This window comes from Bradyrhizobium sp. P2_E8 (genome assembly GCF_056403875.1).
Map to the genome: position 1 here is coordinate 1 of NZ_JBFUES010000028.1, position 17,732 is coordinate 17,732.

The 17,732-nt window shown below is 61.8% G+C and carries 16 protein-coding genes and 1 pseudogene; 6 read left to right on the plus strand and 11 right to left on the minus strand.

Features of this window, described 5'->3' with window-relative positions:
• The 4 genes from AC1D00_RS02910 to AC1D00_RS02925 all read left to right on the plus strand — a co-directional run.
• Nucleotides 1–552, plus strand: a 552-nt coding sequence (locus tag AC1D00_RS02910; RefSeq protein WP_477009596.1) for a tetratricopeptide repeat protein, incomplete at its 5' end; no start/stop codon positions are given.
• 429 nt (nucleotides 553–981) lie between these two features.
• Nucleotides 982–1,914 carry a patatin-like phospholipase family protein gene (locus AC1D00_RS02915; RefSeq protein WP_477009597.1) on the plus strand — a complete coding sequence of 311 codons (933 nt, stop codon included), beginning with the start codon at nucleotides 982–984 and terminating at the stop codon, nucleotides 1,912–1,914.
• Between the two features lie 9 nt (nucleotides 1,915–1,923).
• Nucleotides 1,924–2,829, plus strand: coding sequence for a nucleotidyltransferase domain-containing protein (locus AC1D00_RS02920; RefSeq protein WP_477009598.1), 906 nt, complete (start codon nucleotides 1,924–1,926; stop codon nucleotides 2,827–2,829).
• A gap of 7 nt (nucleotides 2,830–2,836) precedes the next feature.
• Entirely contained in the window at nucleotides 2,837–3,529 is a 693-nt protein-coding gene (locus tag AC1D00_RS02925; protein ID WP_477009599.1) for an AbiU2 domain-containing protein, read from the plus strand.
• A gap of 63 nt (nucleotides 3,530–3,592) precedes the next feature.
• Here the strand turns inward: AC1D00_RS02925 and dinB are convergent, their stop codons facing one another.
• The 5 genes and pseudogenes from dinB to AC1D00_RS02950 all read right to left on the minus strand — a co-directional run bounded on the left by dinB (nucleotide 3,593) and on the right by AC1D00_RS02950 (nucleotide 7,688).
• Nucleotides 3,593–4,699, minus strand: a complete 1,107-nt coding sequence (gene dinB / locus AC1D00_RS02930) for a DNA polymerase IV (protein WP_477009600.1) — start codon at nucleotides 4,697–4,699, stop codon at nucleotides 3,593–3,595.
• Nucleotides 4,696–5,421, minus strand: a complete 726-nt coding sequence (locus AC1D00_RS02935; protein WP_477009611.1) for an SOS response-associated peptidase — start codon at nucleotides 5,419–5,421, stop codon at nucleotides 4,696–4,698. The genes dinB and AC1D00_RS02935 overlap by 4 nt, the downstream gene beginning before the upstream one ends.
• Before the next feature lie 263 nt (nucleotides 5,422–5,684).
• Nucleotides 5,685–6,713, minus strand: coding sequence for an IS110 family RNA-guided transposase (locus AC1D00_RS02940; protein ID WP_477009601.1), 1,029 nt, complete (start codon nucleotides 6,711–6,713; stop codon nucleotides 5,685–5,687).
• Between the two features lie 82 nt (nucleotides 6,714–6,795).
• A pseudogene (locus tag AC1D00_RS02945) lies at nucleotides 6,796–7,245 on the minus strand (hypothetical protein).
• Nucleotides 7,246–7,292: 47 nt separating this feature from the next.
• Nucleotides 7,293–7,688: a hypothetical protein gene (locus AC1D00_RS02950; RefSeq protein WP_477009602.1), complete on the minus strand. Its 396-nt coding sequence runs from the start codon at nucleotides 7,686–7,688 to the stop codon at nucleotides 7,293–7,295.
• A 144-nt stretch (nucleotides 7,689–7,832) separates the two neighbouring features.
• Here AC1D00_RS02950 and ku point away from each other — a divergent pair, with 144 nt between their 5' ends.
• Both ku and AC1D00_RS02960 read left to right on the plus strand, forming a co-directional pair.
• Nucleotides 7,833–8,759, plus strand: a complete 927-nt coding sequence (gene ku / locus AC1D00_RS02955) for a non-homologous end joining protein Ku (protein WP_477009603.1) — start codon at nucleotides 7,833–7,835, stop codon at nucleotides 8,757–8,759.
• A 77-nt stretch (nucleotides 8,760–8,836) separates the two neighbouring features.
• The gene (locus AC1D00_RS02960) at nucleotides 8,837–9,274 is read left to right on the plus strand and encodes an NUDIX hydrolase (RefSeq protein WP_477009604.1); all 438 of its coding nucleotides are present in this window, start codon (nucleotides 8,837–8,839) and stop codon (nucleotides 9,272–9,274) included.
• Nucleotides 9,275–9,304: 30 nt separating this feature from the next.
• On the opposite strand, the gene AC1D00_RS02965 is transcribed toward AC1D00_RS02960, so the two are convergent.
• The 6 genes from AC1D00_RS02965 to AC1D00_RS02990 form a co-directional block, all read right to left on the minus strand.
• Nucleotides 9,305–12,604: a UvrD-helicase domain-containing protein gene (locus tag AC1D00_RS02965; protein WP_477009605.1), complete on the minus strand. Its 3,300-nt coding sequence runs from the start codon at nucleotides 12,602–12,604 to the stop codon at nucleotides 9,305–9,307.
• Entirely contained in the window at nucleotides 12,601–15,264 is a 2,664-nt protein-coding gene (locus AC1D00_RS02970) for a PD-(D/E)XK nuclease family protein (protein ID WP_477009606.1), read from the minus strand. The genes AC1D00_RS02965 and AC1D00_RS02970 overlap by 4 nt, the downstream gene beginning before the upstream one ends.
• A gap of 108 nt (nucleotides 15,265–15,372) precedes the next feature.
• Nucleotides 15,373–16,263 (minus strand): hypothetical protein, encoded by an 891-nt coding sequence (locus AC1D00_RS02975; protein ID WP_477009607.1) that lies wholly within the window; start codon nucleotides 16,261–16,263, stop codon nucleotides 15,373–15,375.
• A 32-nt stretch (nucleotides 16,264–16,295) separates the two neighbouring features.
• Nucleotides 16,296–16,796: a DUF2937 family protein gene (locus AC1D00_RS02980; RefSeq protein WP_477009608.1), complete on the minus strand. Its 501-nt coding sequence runs from the start codon at nucleotides 16,794–16,796 to the stop codon at nucleotides 16,296–16,298.
• A 27-nt stretch (nucleotides 16,797–16,823) separates the two neighbouring features.
• Nucleotides 16,824–17,525, minus strand: coding sequence for an RES family NAD+ phosphorylase (locus AC1D00_RS02985; protein WP_477009609.1), 702 nt, complete (start codon nucleotides 17,523–17,525; stop codon nucleotides 16,824–16,826).
• A 2-nt stretch (nucleotides 17,526–17,527) separates the two neighbouring features.
• A partial coding sequence (locus AC1D00_RS02990; RefSeq protein ID WP_477009610.1) for an MbcA/ParS/Xre antitoxin family protein occupies nucleotides 17,528–17,732 on the minus strand: 205 nt, incomplete at its 5' end.

Sequence of the window (17,732 nt, forward strand, 5' to 3'; positions counted from 1 at the left end):
CTCTACAACAACGGCGTCTCGGCCGATGGTCGTTTCGCGGCATGCCAGACCGCGAACGCGCCGGGCGCCGACGGCAACCGGCTCACCGTATTCGATGTGGAGGCTGGCCGGGAGATCGCTGGTTTCCAGCCGGAATCGGGCTGGGCCAAGGATTACGCGTTCTTTCCCGAGACCCGGCGCATCCGCCTTCTCTACCACGACGGCGGCGCGTTCGATTACGATTTCGAAGGCGCGTTCGTGGACCGGATGAAGTGGCTGGCATTCGGCCTCACGCAAGGCAACATCTTCGTCATCGAGACCCTGATCGCGGAGATGGATGGCAAGCCGAACCCCGGGCTCGCCGGCCAGGTGTTGCCCGCGACCGATGTCGCGCTCGGCAAACTTCGCCCCGACGATAGCCGCACGCGGGCGCGGCTGCTGCGGTCGCGCGGCACCTGCCTCGAGGCGCTGGCCGAGCTCCGCCAAGCGCTCGCCTGCTACGACGAAGCGCTGTCACTCGATCCCAAGGTCGGCGTAAAACGCAGGGCCGACACCTTGCGCAAGGTCGTCTAGCGAAGAGCCCGCCTTGAATCTCATTCAATGTGGGCAAGCGTGATTAGGCTCGGCCGCGCGGCGTCGACAACAGAGGCGTCGGGATTCACGCCCCCTCTTTCGGGGCGCGGCCGGTTGGTCGATCCGGCGCGATCAAAAGCTCGCGACGATGCGAATAGACGCTTCGATCTTGAGACCGGCATCGCTTACGCGCTGCGCGACTATGCCTTCATCAAGGGAGCGCCCCTCGGTAGGCGCGGGAGCCCGCCGTGGGTTGCGGAAATTGTGAGGGAAGGTGCCGCCGCCGAAAAAACAGAGGCTCATGGCGCCCACAGCCTGGAATGAAGGTTGTGAATAACGAGAATACGCAGAAATGTTCCCATGAACGTACCGAGAACAGGTATATTTCCCGTTGCAGGTGCCGAGTCGGCCTAACACAACGGGCGGGTAATGGTGGAGACAGAAGAACCCAAGGTTTGCCGCATCCTCAGCCTCGATGGCGGGGGTGCAAAGGGATTCTATACCCTTGGGGTCCTGAAGGGCATAGAGGGAATGGTCGGCCCGCTGCATCAGCGATTCGACCTGATTTACGGCACCAGCACGGGCTCGATTATCGCGGCACTTCTCGCGCTCGGGCATTCGGTCGATGAGATTCTGGAACTCTACAAGACGCATGTCGTCGAGGTCATGAAGTTTTGGCTGCCGGGCAACAAGACGGCGGCGCTGCAGGCTCTCGCCGACCATGTGTTCAAGGACCAAGACTTCGCAGCTACAAAGACCAACGTCGGCATCGTCGCGACGCGCTGGGCGTTCGAGACACCGATGATTTTCAAGACCTCTGTCGACCAGGCACACGGCGACAAGCCGAATTTCGTGCCGGGTTTCGGCTGCAAGATAACAGACGCGGTGCAAGCGTCTTGTTCGGCATATCCATTCTTCAGGAAGAAGACCGTGACGACGAGTGGCGGCGAGTCGATTGTGCTCATCGACGGCGGCTATTGCGCGAATAATCCGACATTGTACGCGATTGCGGACGCGACGAACGCGCTGAAATTTGACCGTAAGCAGATACGCGTGGTCAGCGTGGGTGTTGGCGAATATCCCGCGCCGAAAAAGGGCGTGTTCAGTGCGATGCGCTGGATAGGCTATCTCTTCACGGTTCGGCTGCTGCAACGGGTTCTCGAAATCAACACGCAGTCGATGAACCAGCTTCGTCTCATTCTCTTTCAGGATATCGACACGGTACGAATAAGCACCCGGTACACCGAGCCTGAGATGGCGACGGATCTGTTCGAGCATGACCTGGCGAAGCTGGACCAGCTCTGGCAGCGGGGACGGCAATCGTTTCGCGACTATGAAAATGCATTGAGGAAGATTCTATAGGAGAGCGGCGTGGCAATTCCTGAGACTCAGCTTGAGACGTGGACGCACATAGGCGCCGCCGCGCAGTCCGCGGCAACGTATCAGTCGATTAAGGGCGTCATCGAACACAAGGACGCGCCTTATTCGTCCCGACGCATCGACTCGTTCCTGCAAGGGTCATACGGCAACGATACGAACGTCTACGGCGCGGATAGCGACGTCGATATCGTCCTGCGCACCCGAGGTCTGTTTCACTACAACATCGACGCTCTGTCAGGGCCGGAAAAAACGGCATTCAAAACCGCGTATCCAACCCCTGCCGAATACACCCTGAAGTCATTTCGGACCGATGTAGTCGCGCGGCTCGACAAGCAGTACGGAAGCGACCTGGACACCTCGGGAAAGAAAGCCCTGCGGCTTAAGGCGAATGGGACTCGGCGCAGCTCCGACATTCTGCTGGTCGCGCCGCACAAGAAGTATTCCCGCTACTACAGCGAGCAGGACAAAGAGTGCGTCGAGGGCGTTCTATTCATCACGACCAACGGGACTGAAATCGTCAATTACCCGAAGCAGCATTCCGAGAATATGACGCGGAAACATCAGGCGACGGCCGAGTGGCTCAAACCGACCGTGCGCATCTTCAAGAACATGCGCAATCGGCTCATTCGGGACGGGAAGATAAAGAGCGGCGTCGCCCCCTCCTACTTCATTGAGGGCATGCTTTACAACGTGCCAGTAAGCGAGTTCGGCGTGAGCTACGCGAACACGGTCGATAAATGCTGGGGCTGGCTCAACAGTCCGCCAGATGCCGGCGCCCTCATGTGCGCTAACGGTATCCATCCGCTCGTTCGCGACAACAGCCACACGTCTTGGCCTATCCAGGGCTATCTCGACTTCTTGGCGGAAACTCAGAAGCTCTGGGTCCAGTGGAAGTAGGCTTCTGATGACTAGCCACACGGCGGACGAGGCGAAAGCCGCGAACATAGCGGCCATGGGTGGGCCGCTTGGCTCGCTGTACTCAGCCCTCTGGCAATCGGTAGCGGTCGTTCACGTGTATTGGAAAGAGTATGTCGAGCTGTTCGGCAGCAAGCCCGAGCGCATCGACCTACTCAATCGAGCGGCGCCGGCCTTCTTTCACATGCTTCAAGACGAGCTATGGGAGCTAACGCTGCTTCGGATCTCGCGTCTCACCGACCCGGCGAAGACCGGTAGGGCTGGTAGACAGAACCTGAGCATCCAAGCGCTGCCGCCGTTGATAGGCGACGCGAAGCTGAAGGCTCGGGTAACGCAGCTCGTCGCGGATGCGGTTTCGGAGACTGCATTTTGCCGCGACTGGCGAAACCGAAGGATTGCTCACAGCGACTTGCAGCTCGCGCTCGAACAACCGACCACGCCGCTCGCGGACGCGAGTAGGCTGAAAGTGAAAACGGCGTTGTTGTCGCTAACTGCCGTCCTCAACGCCGTCGCCGGGCACTATATGGATTCCGAGAGCCGCTTCGACCTGGGAGGGCGAATTAACGGTGCCGTCACCCTGCTCTATGTTTTGAACGAGGGGGTGAAGGTAGGAGAGGCCCGCGAAAAGCGACTAGAGGAAGGGAAGCCGATCCCGGAAGACTTCCGTCGCGAACACATATGAGTAGGAGATTGGCATGATGGGAGACGAGCTGAAACAGCGAAACAAAGTAGTAATCCACACGGTTTAGATTGGCAGATCCAGCTGTGGCTCCGCGCCATCTTCGGGGTGTAGCGATGAGAGTGAGATACCTAAGAGCCGAACCGGTCTTGGAAGAGGCGTTTCGTTCTCGAGCAGGCTGATGACCATGCGCTCCAGATCGCTTCTGCTCGACACGGCGGTGGGGACAGACCTGCTGCGTGTCATAATCTCGAAGTCTGCAAATTTGACCTTCAGCGTTACTGTCCGGCCCCGCGAGCCCTTTTCTTGGCAATGCCGCCAGACCTTGTCGATCAAAGGCTGCAGTTCCGACACCATGGCCTCGGACTCAGTGAGATCAGTAGAGAACGTATTTTCTGCACCCACGGATTTACGCACGCGGTCGGCTCTGACCTCGCGGTTGTCGACACCCCTCGATATCCAATAGTAATAGGTTCCGGCCTTGCCGAAATTGGTTTGCATAAATTCGAGCGACTGATTGCGCATATCACGTCCCGTGTAGAGGCCCAGCGCATTCATCTTGGCGCTGGTCGCAGGCCCGATGCCGTGGAATTTGTCCACGGGTAGGCCTTCGACGAAGGCCGGCCCCATCTCGGGCGTGATGACATACTGGCCGTTAGGCTTGCGGTGGTCGGACGCCAGCTTCGCCAGAAACTTGTTGTAGGAAATGCCAGCCGAAGCGTTGAGGCCGGTTACCTCCTTGATCTTCGCACGGATCGCCAACGCGACGTCCCGCGCCAATGGAATGCTTTGCAGATTTTCGGTTACGTCGAGGTAGGCCTCGTCCAGCGACAGCGGCTCGATGATCGGTGTGTGCTCTGCGAAGATTTCACGGATTTGCTGGGAGACCGCCTTGTACACCTCGAAGCGGGGCTTGACGAAGATCAGATCGGGGCAGTGCCGCTTCGCGGTAACCGACGGCATGGCCGACCTCACGCCGAACTTGCGCGCTTCGTAGCTGGCCGCCGCTACGACGCCGCGTTCCCGGGATCCGCCGACGGCGACCGGCTTACCGCGGATATCCGGATTGTCCCGCTGCTCGACGGATGCATAGAAGGCGTCCATGTCGATGTGGATGATCTTGCGTTGACGGCCCAGGGAAGCTGCCTGGTCGTCATCGTCCTCGATGGTCATGTGGCTGGCCCGGCCGTATCTTCCTTGACGCCGCGGGCGACGATCTGGAGCGTGCCGTCCGGAAGCGGCCGCTGCAGCTTCAGGGCCTCGTCCGGAGGGGCCGTCATCCAGACCTCCACTTCGTCTGGCGTTGTCAGGATCACCGGCATCGCCTTGGGGTGGATGGGGGCGATCTCTGCGTTCGGCTCTGTCGTGAGGAACGCGTAGAGGTCGTTGGTCGTCTCGCCTTCCTTGACCTTCCGAACGGACGTCCAGCTGGTCCAGATGCCGGCAAAGCAGGCGAGGGGACGGGTCTCATCGAGTGCGAACCAGATATCACCGCCCTCGGCCTTGTTGAACTCGCTGAACGAGTTGAACGGCACCACGCAGCGGTTTTCGGTCCCCAGCCATCGCGTCCAGTGCTTGCTCTTCACGTTGCGGATGTTCGTCGTGCCGCCGTCCGGCTCCATCCGGAGCAGCTCCTTGAAATCGACGGTCTTGCCCTTGGCCTGCAGCTTCTCGGCTCGTTTCTTGGTGGCGTCCATCAGCGCTTTTGACGACGACGGCATTCCCCACCGCGCACTGGTGAGTTCGCGGCCCTCCGCCCCGTTGCGCACGATCGGTGCCTTGTAATCAGGAAAGACCCCCGGCATCGGCGCCAGATTGCCAACGTATCGGTTCACGACGCGGAACAGCGCGCTAATGGCGGCCTGGTTGGTGGTGATCGAGTAGAGATTGCAGATGTGGACGGCCCCCCACTTGTCAGGATTGTAGCAGACTTTTGGCCAGATCGCTTGCTATCAGATGTCCGGCCTGTTTGCGCGGACAAAGCCCGCTGGCCGAGATGGTGTTCGCTACGCACGCTCCAAGCACATGGGCGACATTCTTGGTGCCAGTGTAATCTTCGGAAGTTCGCGCGTATCGACCGATCGGTCCTTCCATCTACTGCGTCCTGCAAGTTCGTGGGCAATCCGCCGAGCAACCTTGCTCGCGGGCCGATTTCAGATCAAGTCGGCATGGCGGCCACCGGCTGGTTGTACACGCCGCCCGATATCATCAAGCGCCAAGCGATGCGGGCAAACTTGTTGGCCAAGGCCACCGCGACCAACTTTGGCGGCTTTCGCTCCAGCAGCGAAGCGAGCCATGGTGTGGGCTTATGACGGCCCTTTCGGACATGCCTCAGCAGCGCGGTCGCACCGACGATCAACGTCGATCGCAGTATAGAATCTCCGGCCTTTGTGATGCCGCCGAGCCTTTGCCGGCCGCCAGTTGAATGATCCTTGGGTGTCAGCCCGAGCCATGCCGCAAAGTCGCGACCCGATCTGAAGGTCTCGGGTGGCGGCGCCTTCATGCTGAGCATCGACGACCCGATCGGACCGACGCCAGGAATTGTCGCAAGACGCCTGCTGACGTCATCCTCGCGATACCACTTCATCAGCTTGGCCTCGATCTTCGCTAGGCGAGCTTGGACCGCGGCATACTCGTCCGCCTGAAGGCGGAAGAGATCCCGCGCCATTTCCGGCAGGCTTTCGTCTTCGAGCACACGTTTAATGAGTGCCGCGACGTTCTGCCGGCCGGCGGGCCCGACGATACCAAACTCAGCGGCATAGCTCCTGAAAGCATTGGAGAGCTGCGACTTCACGCTGACCAGGCGTTCACGCACAGTCATCAACATGCAAGCGGCTTGCCGTTCCTTCGACTTCACCGGTACGAACCGCATGCTGGGCCGGGTGACCGCCTCGCACAGTGCCTCGGCGTCGGCCGCGTCGTTCTTGCCGCGCTTCACGTAGGCCTTCACATACTGAGGCGGGATTAGCTTTACCTCGTGCCCAAACGACTGCAGCAGGCGACCCCAATGGTGCGAGCTGCCACAAGACTCTATGGCGACGAGAACCGGCGGAAGCCGCTCAAAGTAACGGATCATCTCGGCTCGCCGAAATTGGCGACGGACGACCACCACCTCATTCTCATCAACACCGTGAAGCTGGAACACCGACTTCGAGGTATCCATGCCGATACGAACGGGAATATTCATTAGACTTTCCTCTCATCTTTCTGTGAGGCCAAGAGCGCCATCAAACCGCGGGGATGAGAGGCCGTCCACACCAGCACATCGGTCAGGCTTCGGTCCGAGGGTGGCGCGGCTGCCAGGCCAGTTGTAGCAGAGTCGCGGAAGGACGCCGGCCAGCCTTGACGCATTTGCGGCAGCGCAGCCGGCTGGCGAGATCGTGCACGAAGGTGGTCGGTGGGTGCTTCATTGCCGCGAGGTCAACGTCGCTCGGAGTCTTTCAGCGCGCGCATCTGATCTCCAGCCAGGGGAAGCCGCCATTCACCGCCTGGTCGATGGTGGGCGACGGATCGATCGGTTCACCGTCGCTCCATATGCGCTCATTCCAGCTTTCGCAAAGCAACCTGTCAGCCTGCTGGATCATTGCTTCGCCCTTGGCCCGCATTTCCGCCGATTGGGCGGCCAGGATGTTGGCCATCGCGCGTGCCTTTCCGAGCTCTTTCGCCAGAGCCTTTCGGTCGCCGCCCGACAGGGGCGTTGGGTGATACTTCGGGGCCATCCGGACATCCAGGCGCAAAGAGATCGGACCGGCAAATCCAGAGCGGGCTACGGCGTCTCAAACGCCGGCCAGCACCCGTCTTCTTCATGCCTGCCGGTGCGCTGCTGGCAGGTGTTGTCGAGCAGCCGCTGCGCGACGTCCTTCCAGACCGCGTTGCCGCCATACAATCGGACTGCATCGGCGGTCTGGATTTCTACGGTTCGCTCGCAGCGGCGGCAGGAGATGCGCAGGACGTGGCGTTGGATTTCCGAAAGACGACGCTGCCGCATCTCGGCCCCGGTCGCGCCGGCGCGAGGATCTTTGAGGACCGATTCCCAGTATTCGGCCGGGAGTGGCGCATCTGGAGCCGCGGCGGAGGGAGTCGGCCTGCGCGCGGCGTCAGCGGCCAGTTTTTCCATCTGCTTCGGGGTCGGCATGCGCCAGCTCGCGGGTCGGTCGGTCATTCTGAATTAGAACATAAAGTGAACAAAAGTCGAGTCCGCTCAAGCCCGCGGCGAGAAAAATCATCCTTTTGGTAGGAGCGCGGTGTCGGAACCAAGCCGGACCGTTCGTCTCGAATCCGGCATCAGTATCGGAGTTCCCCCGCCATGGCCCCCCGGGCTAACTGGAAAGGCTTCCTGCGTCTTTCCCTCGTCACCTGTCCGGTCGCGCTCTATCCGGCCACGTCGGATTCCGAAAAGGTCTCCTTCAACCAGCTCAACCGGAAGACCGGCCACCGGATCGAGTACGCAAAGGTTGATGCCGACACCGGTGAAGAGGTCGCCAACGAGGACATCGTCAAGGGCTACAAGGTCGACACCGACACCTTCATCGAGGTGACGAAGGAGGAGCTCGAGAATGTCGCGCTGGAATCGACGCGAACCATCGAGATCGACGAGTTCGTCGACCGCAGCGAGATCGACCCGAGATATCTGATCCGTCCCTACTACCTGGTGCCGGATGGGAAAGTCGGTCACGACGCATTCGCGGTCATCCGCGAAACGATCCGGGAGATGAACAAAGCCGCGATCGGTCGCGTGGTGCTGACTAATCGCGAGCACATCATCGCGCTCGATCCGCTGGACAAGGGCTTGATGKGAACGTTGCTGCGCTATCCCTACGAAGTCCGTTCCGAGAAGGAGTATTTCGACGACATTCAGGACGTGAAGGTCACGAAGGACATGCTCGATCTCGCCAAGCACATCGTCAATCAGAAGGCGGGGCACTTCGAGCCGGACAAGTTCGAAGACCAGTATGAAACCGCCCTCATCGATCTGATCAACCAGAAGCGAGCCGGCAAGACCGTCACCGCGAAAGAACGCCCTCGGGGCGAGAACGTCGTGGACCTGATGGACGCGCTACGCAAAAGCATTGGAGGAGCGGCGACCGCGAAAGAAGCGCCGAAGAAGTCGGCCAAGAAACCGCGCAAGGCGGTAGCCGGCCAGAAGGAAATGCTGATGCCGATCGCCGGCAAGAAGCCGAAGGAAGCCGCCGCCAAGAAGTCGACGTCCAAGCCGCAGCGGAAGTCGGCCTAGCGTGCGCGATGGCTTCACGTAAGCCGCAAAGTGCGGGGCTACTCCTGTTTTGAGGACACGCCACCGATCTCGAAGTCTTGCTCGGTCATCCAGGCGGACCATTTTGGCAGAACAAGGATGACGGAGCCTGGAGCATCCCGAAAGGTCTGATTGGCGCCGATGAAGCGCCGCTGTCCGCCGCTCGGCGCGAATTCGCCGAAGAAACTGGACACAACCCCGAGGGACCTTTCTTGCCACTCGGAGAGGCACGGCAACCGGGCGGCAAGGTCGTCCAGGCGTGGGCCGTCGAAGGCGATTGGGATGTCGCGCTCATCCGCAGCAACACCTTCGAGATGGAGTGGCCGCCACGTTCCGGACGCCGTCGGGCCTTTCCGGAAATCGACCGAGAGGCTTGGTTCGCCGTTGCCGACGCGAGACGGAAAATCCTCAAGGGACAGGCGATTTTCGTCGATCGATTGCTCGAGGCGCTGGCAGACGGATGCGCGTCCGGAACAGCAGACGGAATTCGTCGATGAGAACTACGCGATGTGTGCCGGGCTGCCCCCTCAACCTTTCGCGGTGATCCAGTCGATGCGGCCAGATGTCATGTACACTATCGCGCCGCGCTGTGCGCCCAAGACATGAAGATACTGACCGAGTTGCTCTCGATAGGCCATGCGATCTCGTCCGCTCGGCGCAACGTCGCTTTTCCAATCGAACGCGACCAGATCGCCGTCGTCTGCCAAAGCGACCGCATCGGCGCGCCCGGAAATCAGTCCGCTGGCGCCAGCGCCCGTTGCGCCATACAACGGCACTTCCGCAACGAGCCGATGAATGAACGGCTGTAATTCGGGTAGGGTGAAGGTGCGAAGGGCGGTGTCTGCCATCTCGTCGGGATCGGGCTTGCCGTTCGGCGTCGCGTCCGTGGCGAGCTGCCGGCAAAGGTCGTGAGCCCTTTCTCTTATATCGCTTGCTATCGCGGCGAGTTCTCCGGTCACCAGCTCCTCCATGAGCTTGTGCAGAATGATGCCGCGCAGGCGACTTCCCTGGATCAGCACCAGGGCGTCGAGCGTTCCATCTTCGGTGGAATCCGGGAGCTGCGTCGACAGGACATCCGGATCGCTCTCGCTGGGTTTGATCCATACAATCGGCGGAGAGCCTCGCTCGATCCGCGACTGTTCTTCGGCGAAGACCTCCGCCGACTGTCGATTCTCGCTCGACTTAGGTGTGGCGACGACAGCGCGACGAAGCTTCGAGACGTCCAGTTCAGGGATGTGGTCGAGCCCGAAGTCGAGCTGCTTCGCCCAGGACTTCTCGTCGCACCAGGAGAAGTCGGGAATGACGAGCAATTCCATGGCGCGCGTGCAAGCCACGTAGAGTAGCCGAAGGTTCTCGTCGCGCTTTTCCTGGTTCTCTCCTTGCAGCGCGCTCTCCAGCGTGGGCGGCGTCACCTGACCGAGCGCCCAGTGCAGGCTCTCGTCGCTCCGGCGGTACACGAAGGCCTCGGGCGGGCGCGGCATCGAAGCCCGGTTGATAGGAATGACGACCGGCCACTCAAGGCCTTTTGAGCTATGGACTGTCACGATCTCGATGGATCGGCCGTCCGCTTCGACGATGCCCTCGGCGAAGCCGGTGCCGGCTGACCAATCTTCGTCCAGATCCCGGGCGAACTGCACGAACCCGCGCACTCCATAGGTTCCGGCGCGCTCGAGCAGACCATCGACGTTGGCGAGCGAGCGCGCGGCCTGATCCGCACTGCGTCCGGCGACGATGGCGCGCACGCGAAGCCGTTCGATCGCTTCGGCGAGCAGCAGCGCAGGCGTTGTGACGCGCAGCCGGAGCCGAAGATCGCGCAATGTGCCGAGCACCTCTCGCGCGAGATCGTTCTGTATGATCGTCGGGTCGGTGTTTAGCGAGAGGCGGGCCGACTCGCTGCCCGGCGGAACGGGAAGGCTTGCGGTGATCGTGAGCAAATCCTGCTCGGAGAGACCCACCAGGGGCCCTCGCAGAAGGGCACCCAAGGCCAGCGTGTCGCGCGGGTCGACGATACTTCGCACCAGCGCGACTAGATCCTGGGCCTCCTGCCGCTTGAAGAGGTTTTTTCCGGCTTGCGACGCGAAGGGTAGTCCGGCCTCCTCGAGGGCTCGCTCGTAGCGCCACAGCTCGGTCGAGACGGGCGCCAACAGGGCGATGTCCCCCGGCGTCAGGCGCCTGCTGCCGCCGTTGTTCAGTTTCAGTTCGACGTTGCCGATCAGGCGGCTGCAGATCTCGGCGACAGCGCGAGCCTCTTCGTCCCGGCTAGTGTCTATTCGGGTGTTCGGCAACAGATCGACGGATACTTTGGCGACGCTCGGAAAGCCGTGATCCGCGTCGTCTCTCGTGCCCTGCAGCGCGACGTACCCTGCCTGTTGCGCAGCGAGCGGTCCCGCGAAGCAGCCGTTGATGTGTTCGAGGATGCGCGGTCTCGAGCGAAAATTCGCCGTGACCCGAAGTATGTTGTCGGGAAACTGGGTCTCGATCGCGTTCCGCACCATGAGGTAGGTGGCGAGATCGGCTCCCCGGAAGCGGTAGATGGCCTGCTTGGGATCGCCGACCAGGAAGAGTTGGCCAGGTCTCAGGCGACGCTCCTGCCAAGCAGCACCGGTAGATCCGTCGGATCCTGCCAGAAGAAATAGACTCTCCGCCTGCACCGGGTCTGTGTCCTGGAACTCGTCGACCAGTATACGCGAGAAGTGTTTGCCGGCGGCGGCCCGTACCTCGGGATATCGGCGAAGGACCTCGCGGCAGGTGAACAGCAGGTCGTCGAAATCCATTACCGCCGCTCGCCGCTTGAACGCTTCGTATTCGGCAAGGAGTCCGTCGAGCTCGGACGAAAACACGCTGACGATCGCAGTTGCGATCCGACCCATCAGCGTTCCGTAGGCATCGCGGCATCGCGCATAATGCTCTTCAGCCTGGTCGGCGAGAGGCCCACCCTCTACGTCACCCTTGGCGCGCTTCCAAATCGAACGTCGCCTGTATTCGCGGAGATCGAACGATTTGGACCGCATCAAGGGCAGCGTCGCGGGATGCGCCGCGTCCCACAACCGCGCGAAGTCGAGGCCCGCCGCAAAGCTGCGCTCGAAGTGCGTGGCCAACGCTTCGAGATCGGCGATATCGCTTTCGGCGTCGCGCGGTCCCCCGACACGGTCGTACCAGCGGCAGAACTCGCGAACGTTCTCTCCGAAACCGAGGTGAGCGTCGGCATCCAGGTCGGGCGATAGGGGGCGGGCATTCCGATGGCGTCGCCTCGATTTGGCGAAGTCGCGCAGGAGCTTCTCGGCTCCGGTCGGATCCTTTCGCGCCACCACCGTGATCGCATCATCGGCCGGACGGGGCTCGTCGAGCCGATCGCGCCACCAATGATCGAAGATCGCGTCGAATATGAAATCGGCCTGATCGCGATCGAGAATTTCTGCGCCCGGATCGATCGCTGCCTCGACGGAATAGGTCCGCAGCAGGTCGTGGCAGAAGCCGTGTATGGTCGAGCAGGTCAATTCGTCCAGTAACTCGCTCGCCTTCTCCAGCGATCTCCGCTGCGCCGCCTTCAGTTTCGACGGAATGCAGAACTGCATTTCGTCCGGAACGGTTCCGGAGAGCAGGGCGTCGAGGTAGTGAGCGATCCGTTGGCGGAGCTCGCCCGCGGCGAGCTCGGTGAAGGTGGTCGCCGCGATAGACCTCGGAGCCGCGCCGCCGGCGAGCAGCATAACCACCCGCCCCGCGAGCAGCGACGTCTTTCCAGTGCCTGCGGCGGCTTCGACCAGGAGCGTCGAATCGAGCTCGGTCAATGCGCGGCGGCGGTCGCCGTCGTCGTTGCGCGGTGTCATGGCGTGCTCCAGAATTTGGAGAGTCCTCCCGCAGCACGGTCGAATGCTATGCGTTTGCGACGTTCGTAACCGGGCGAAGCGGGAAAGGCCAATCGAAGGTCGTTGGACCTGTCGTAGGCGAGCCTTCCAGGTACCGCATTTCCTCGGTCCAATATTGCCACCACCTCGCTCACGAAGTCGCCGATCCGGACGATCGCGGCATCGACATCCTGCAATCTGACCTCGAACGGCTCACCGGCCAGATACAGCAGCCTCGCCAAGACCCTTAGTTCTTCTTCGAGCAGTTGCCGACACGCGAGCGCGTACAAGGCACGTTGCAGTTCGGCACCGCCGCCGATCACGATGCGGGCCGCGTTCTTGGGCGGTGCTCCCGTTTTGTAGTCGGTTACCCTGACCGCAAACGGATTGCTTCGCATGTCGAGCCGGTCGATCGTGCCGCGCAGACTAACGGGCGTGCCCGGTATTGTGACCGGTATCGTCGGATCCCACGGCAGTTCGCGACCGGCTTCGAAGCCGGCGGATTGACCGAACGCCACCTCGGTCCAACTGCGCGTGCCGTCTTCGTTGATGTCCTTTCGGAGCAGGCCCGCCAGCGCCATCGCTTTCGCGTAGTCGACAGTATTGGTCCACAGCAGCCTCGGCGGGACCGGACGTTCGAGGGGCCACGCGGCGTGAACGACCTTGCTCGCTTCCTCGAGCGCGTTCTCGATCTGGATGTCGGACGCCTTCGCGTATCCAGGTTCCGGTTCGAGGGCATCGACGGCGCGTCGAAGCAACTCGTGCACCAGCTTGCCGAATTCGTCGGGCGCGATCGTAAGCGGCTGCTCGCGCTCCTGTGGGACGTCGAAACCGAGAGCGTACTTCCAGACGAATCCCAGCGGGTCTCGCAGGAGCCGTTGCAACGAGGTCGCCGACTGGATCCTCTCGATCGAACGCTTGACGGCGGGATGACCCGGCTGGAAGCATCCGTCGTGGTCCGTGAGGCGCTCGACGTGCCAATCATGCCAGCACCGGCCAGCCGAACCGACCTGATCGATGCCGGCTGCCTCTTCGGGGCGGGCCAGCAGCCGGTCGGAATGGTTGAAGGCATGCTCGGGAATCCGCTCGCGTGGTAGGATGGTCTCTTTGCGGTTCTGCAGCAGCGGGCTGCGACCGACACGACCGCCTTGCGGGCCTCGGCGGCCGCGCGAAAGCACGGCGCTTCCGGACGCGGCAGCGAGGATGACAGCGAAATGCCTGCGGTCCGCGCGCGACACCGGATCGACGTCGAAGGCGTTGGCCGGAAGAACATGGTTAGGCAAAACCGGATCTTCTCCGCTTCCCCGCGGCCAACCTCGGTTCGTGAGTCCGAGCAGGCGCACGTGGGGGCGGGGTGCGGCGGCGAGATCGCCGGCCGGACACCACACGACGGCATCGGCCGCATCCGTATCCGAGGCGAGACGTATGCCCCGCAACGACAACTCGATGGCATCAGTCGGTGCGGAACGGGTTGCGGCCTGCCAAATCCGGAGCGAGCGTCCATGAAGGAACATCGCCGCCGCCTCGTCCGCCGCGTCCGGTCCCTTCGCGAGCAACTCCAGGATGCGTAGGGTGGCGTCGGCGGAAACTCGTCCAAGCGCTTGGCGGTCTGCCGTTTCGAGCGCGCGCCTCCAATCCGACACGCTCGACAGCGCCGCGCCTCGCGGTATGGCGTCCAGCCAACGGTCCGGGAGTTCGTCCGGCGGCAGGCCTTGTCCCCGGGTCACGGCGAAAAGCCGGCGAGCGCGCTGCTGACTCAAGCCGTGCATCAGGACGTCGGCCAAGGCCGCGCAGCGTTGTCCGTCGCGCGAGGCGAGCGCCGAAACTCCATGGGAAAAATGAAGGCGGAAGCCGGTGCCTTCGGAGCATGCGAGAAAGTGATCGTCCCACGCCATCGTGTTAGCCGACGCGATCGCGATCTCGTTGGGTTTCGCGATGCCCGAAGCGATGAGTTGCCGCGCCCATCTCAAGCTCTCGACCACCTCGTGGCGGATGTCGGCGCACGAAACGACGGCGGGCTGTTTGGTCGAGGCCGGATCCAGCCTCGAGATCGTGCCACGGAACCAGCCGGCGTCGGCTCCGGTCGGCGCGGTCCACTCGACCGGGACGACCTGGCGAAGCGCCTCGATCAACGGTCGCCAGACCGGCGCAATAAAGGACAATCCCTCGATGCGCATCTCACCGATGATCCGAGGCGCATGTCGAACGCGCTTCAGCGCGGCGTCGCGCAGTTCCCGTGGCGTCATCGCTGCCGGAGACAAGCGCGATTTCAGTCTGACCTCTATCCGAGACATGTCCGCGATGCGGCGGTGACTGTCACGGCCCGGCGCCGAGAGATCGAAGTCCGCCGCCCAGATCTTCCTCAGGGTCCGGAACACCGCCCGCGTCATGCCCGGCAGATGTCGCACGCGCTCGAGCTCGTCGAAGCCGCCTTCGTCGAGCGCCTCCTGAATTGCGGGCTCCAACTGATCGGCCGAAGCCGGAATCGCGAAACCACCGGCGAGTCTTGCGGCGACCTGTGGCAAGTCCAGGATCTGGAGACCGCAGTCGTTGGCCTGCGCCGCCGCGAAGCGGCGCATCTGGAACGCCAGGGGGCCCTGGATCACCGCGGTCCGGAGTGTGGGTAGACGATCGTCGCTCAACTGCCCGCGCCCCTTTTTTCGCGCCGATGGAAGTGTCCGTGGTCTTCGACTGAGAGGCGACTGAATGGATTGTCAGGTCAGCCAGTTGCGGTGAGCTGTCGGCTGCCCCTATCGTGGATCGCCAACCATGGACCACAACTCCCGCTCCTGTTCCGCCTCAAGTTCCTCGAGCGATACTGGGATGAGAGAGAATTCAAGGTTGTACATCGGGATCTGCCACTCATTGTACAGTGTCCCGGCATGTTCAGCGTTGGCTGTATCCAGAATTAGGCCCTCGGCATGCAACCGCGTCAGCAATTGCTCGGTCAGCCTTCTGCCGTCGTGGTGACCTTCTTTCTCCCTGTATTCCAGGCTGCCCCAGATATCCGACACCGCCTTCAATCCGGCGGGCGTGAACATGCCGACCTGCTCCATGGCCTCGGTGACGAGCAGCGCGCGCGGCCGAAACGATCCGAAATGACCGTAGGGTGGATCGCGCGGCGCACTCCATTCCAGTTTGCCGTCCTGATAGGCCTCGACATCGGCATAGAGCAGGCTGTCGCGCTGATATATGGCCCAATTGGGCGCGATGTATTCGCCGGCGTGCCCTTCGAGATAGTGCCCGTGTCGTTGCCGATCCACGTATTCGCGAAGCTCGGCAAGGTGCGTTGGCTTCCACGAAACTGCTTCGGCATATATCAACCGCGCTAGGTGATTGTAGAACCAACCGACGATCTTGTTCAGACGGGACGCAATGAGTTTTGGTGGGCAACGCACCGCGTCGATCAGGATCAGGATCTTGGCGGCCTCTTCGTCCGCATAATTCTCGAGGACTTTTGCTTCCCGACTGTGCGCCTGAAGTTTTTCTGCAGCGGTCCAGAAGCCCTGTGCACTCCGCAGGATGACTGGCAGGCCTTCGGCGATGAACGCCAATCGTTCGCCCTCATCGAGCTGGCATAGACGCCTTGTCTGATGGAGCCCGATGTCAGGCCCTTTGGGCCGCTTCTTTGCGTTGTCCATTGCGGCGTCCGCCTCGATCTCGCGCCTGCGCTCTATTGCGCCGACGCTTCGCGTCTCGCCAGGCGCCCAAGTCCGACTGCCGCCAACCAAAGGAGGAGAAGCGAGGCGATGAAGCCGGCGCTCATGAACAGCACCGAATCGACCGAGATAGGCAAGGCGAATTGAAAGTCCCTCCAGGTGCGCCTGGCAATGTCCTGGTCGTACCCGTTCGCAAAGGCGGCGACGCGGGTGAACGAGCCTGGCTGGCTCATCGCGGATTGCTGCGCTCGCAGCTTGGCCAGGCGATCGATCATCTCCGACATTCTGGTCGCCTGGTCGCGGATAAGCTGTTCTTGATTTCGGCCCATCAGCGCCAGCGCACCGGGGCGGTCATACCCCGAACGTCGCGAGTCCTCGTCGAAGTGACTTACGATGCGGTCGAGTTCGTCGATAGCTCCGCCGAGGCGTTGGGCATACTGCTGTGCGAACTCCGGCGCTTGCCCAAACAAGGCTGCGGCGATCAGCGAAATTGCAACAAGCAGCCACGTGCGCATCTTGGCGCTCCTTAAATGGGAGGCGATCTAGGCGGCTTTCGACTCGGCGATGATGTCGTTGCGATCGATGTCCCGGTCGGCGGCGAAATCGTACAGGCGGCCGATACGCTGACCATCCCATCGGAAGCGATAATGAGCGCCTTGGACGCCATGGTTCACCAAAACCTCGTTGGTGAAAACACAGATGAACTCACTGCCGGGTAGTTCGGTCATCTTGAAGAGAATGCCGTGAACGCCATCCTCATAGAGCTGCCGTCCCATCATCCACCTTGCGGTCTGCGACGTGTCGGGTGGCAGTCCACGAAGATCGACGAAATTCCCGACGACCGTGTTCGTGATCATTCTCATGTCGACGCCGCAGGCCGGCTCATCGGTGCGGGAGAGAAATTCCTCGCGTCGAAGAATCGCCCGGCCAAGGGCGCCGCGCTCGTCGGCGGCAAGCTCCATGACCGAATAGGGGGGCGGAAGCAAATACGTGCCTTCCGGCATGGGGTACGCAAATGGCGCATGGTTCCAGTGTTGCAGCCTGGGAGAATTGGAGTCGGCCGAAATGTCGCCGCCGGTGATGCGGGCCTTTGCCGCAAGACGGGGATTGGTGAGCGTCTCGAGCTCGGCGGCATGCGCTTGCATCTCCTGAGAACCGAATTTCTCGTAGAGGTGGATCGTCGGCCATTTCGAGGGGATCAACCGACGATACTGGCCGTCGACTGAGATTTGCGGATACTCCAAACTTACCCTCCGCGCTGGGCGTCGACGTACTGTCGCACCCTGATGATGTCGCTCAGATTGCCGGTGAGCATGACGTCGAGGGCCGATGCTCCCTCGAAATAGCGGTTCGGCCGGCGGATCCAGCGCACGGCGGCCTCGGGCGAATCGAGCAGGATCCCGAGAGCTTTATAGACGKAACCCAGATGCGAAATCCRCTCAAGGGTATCC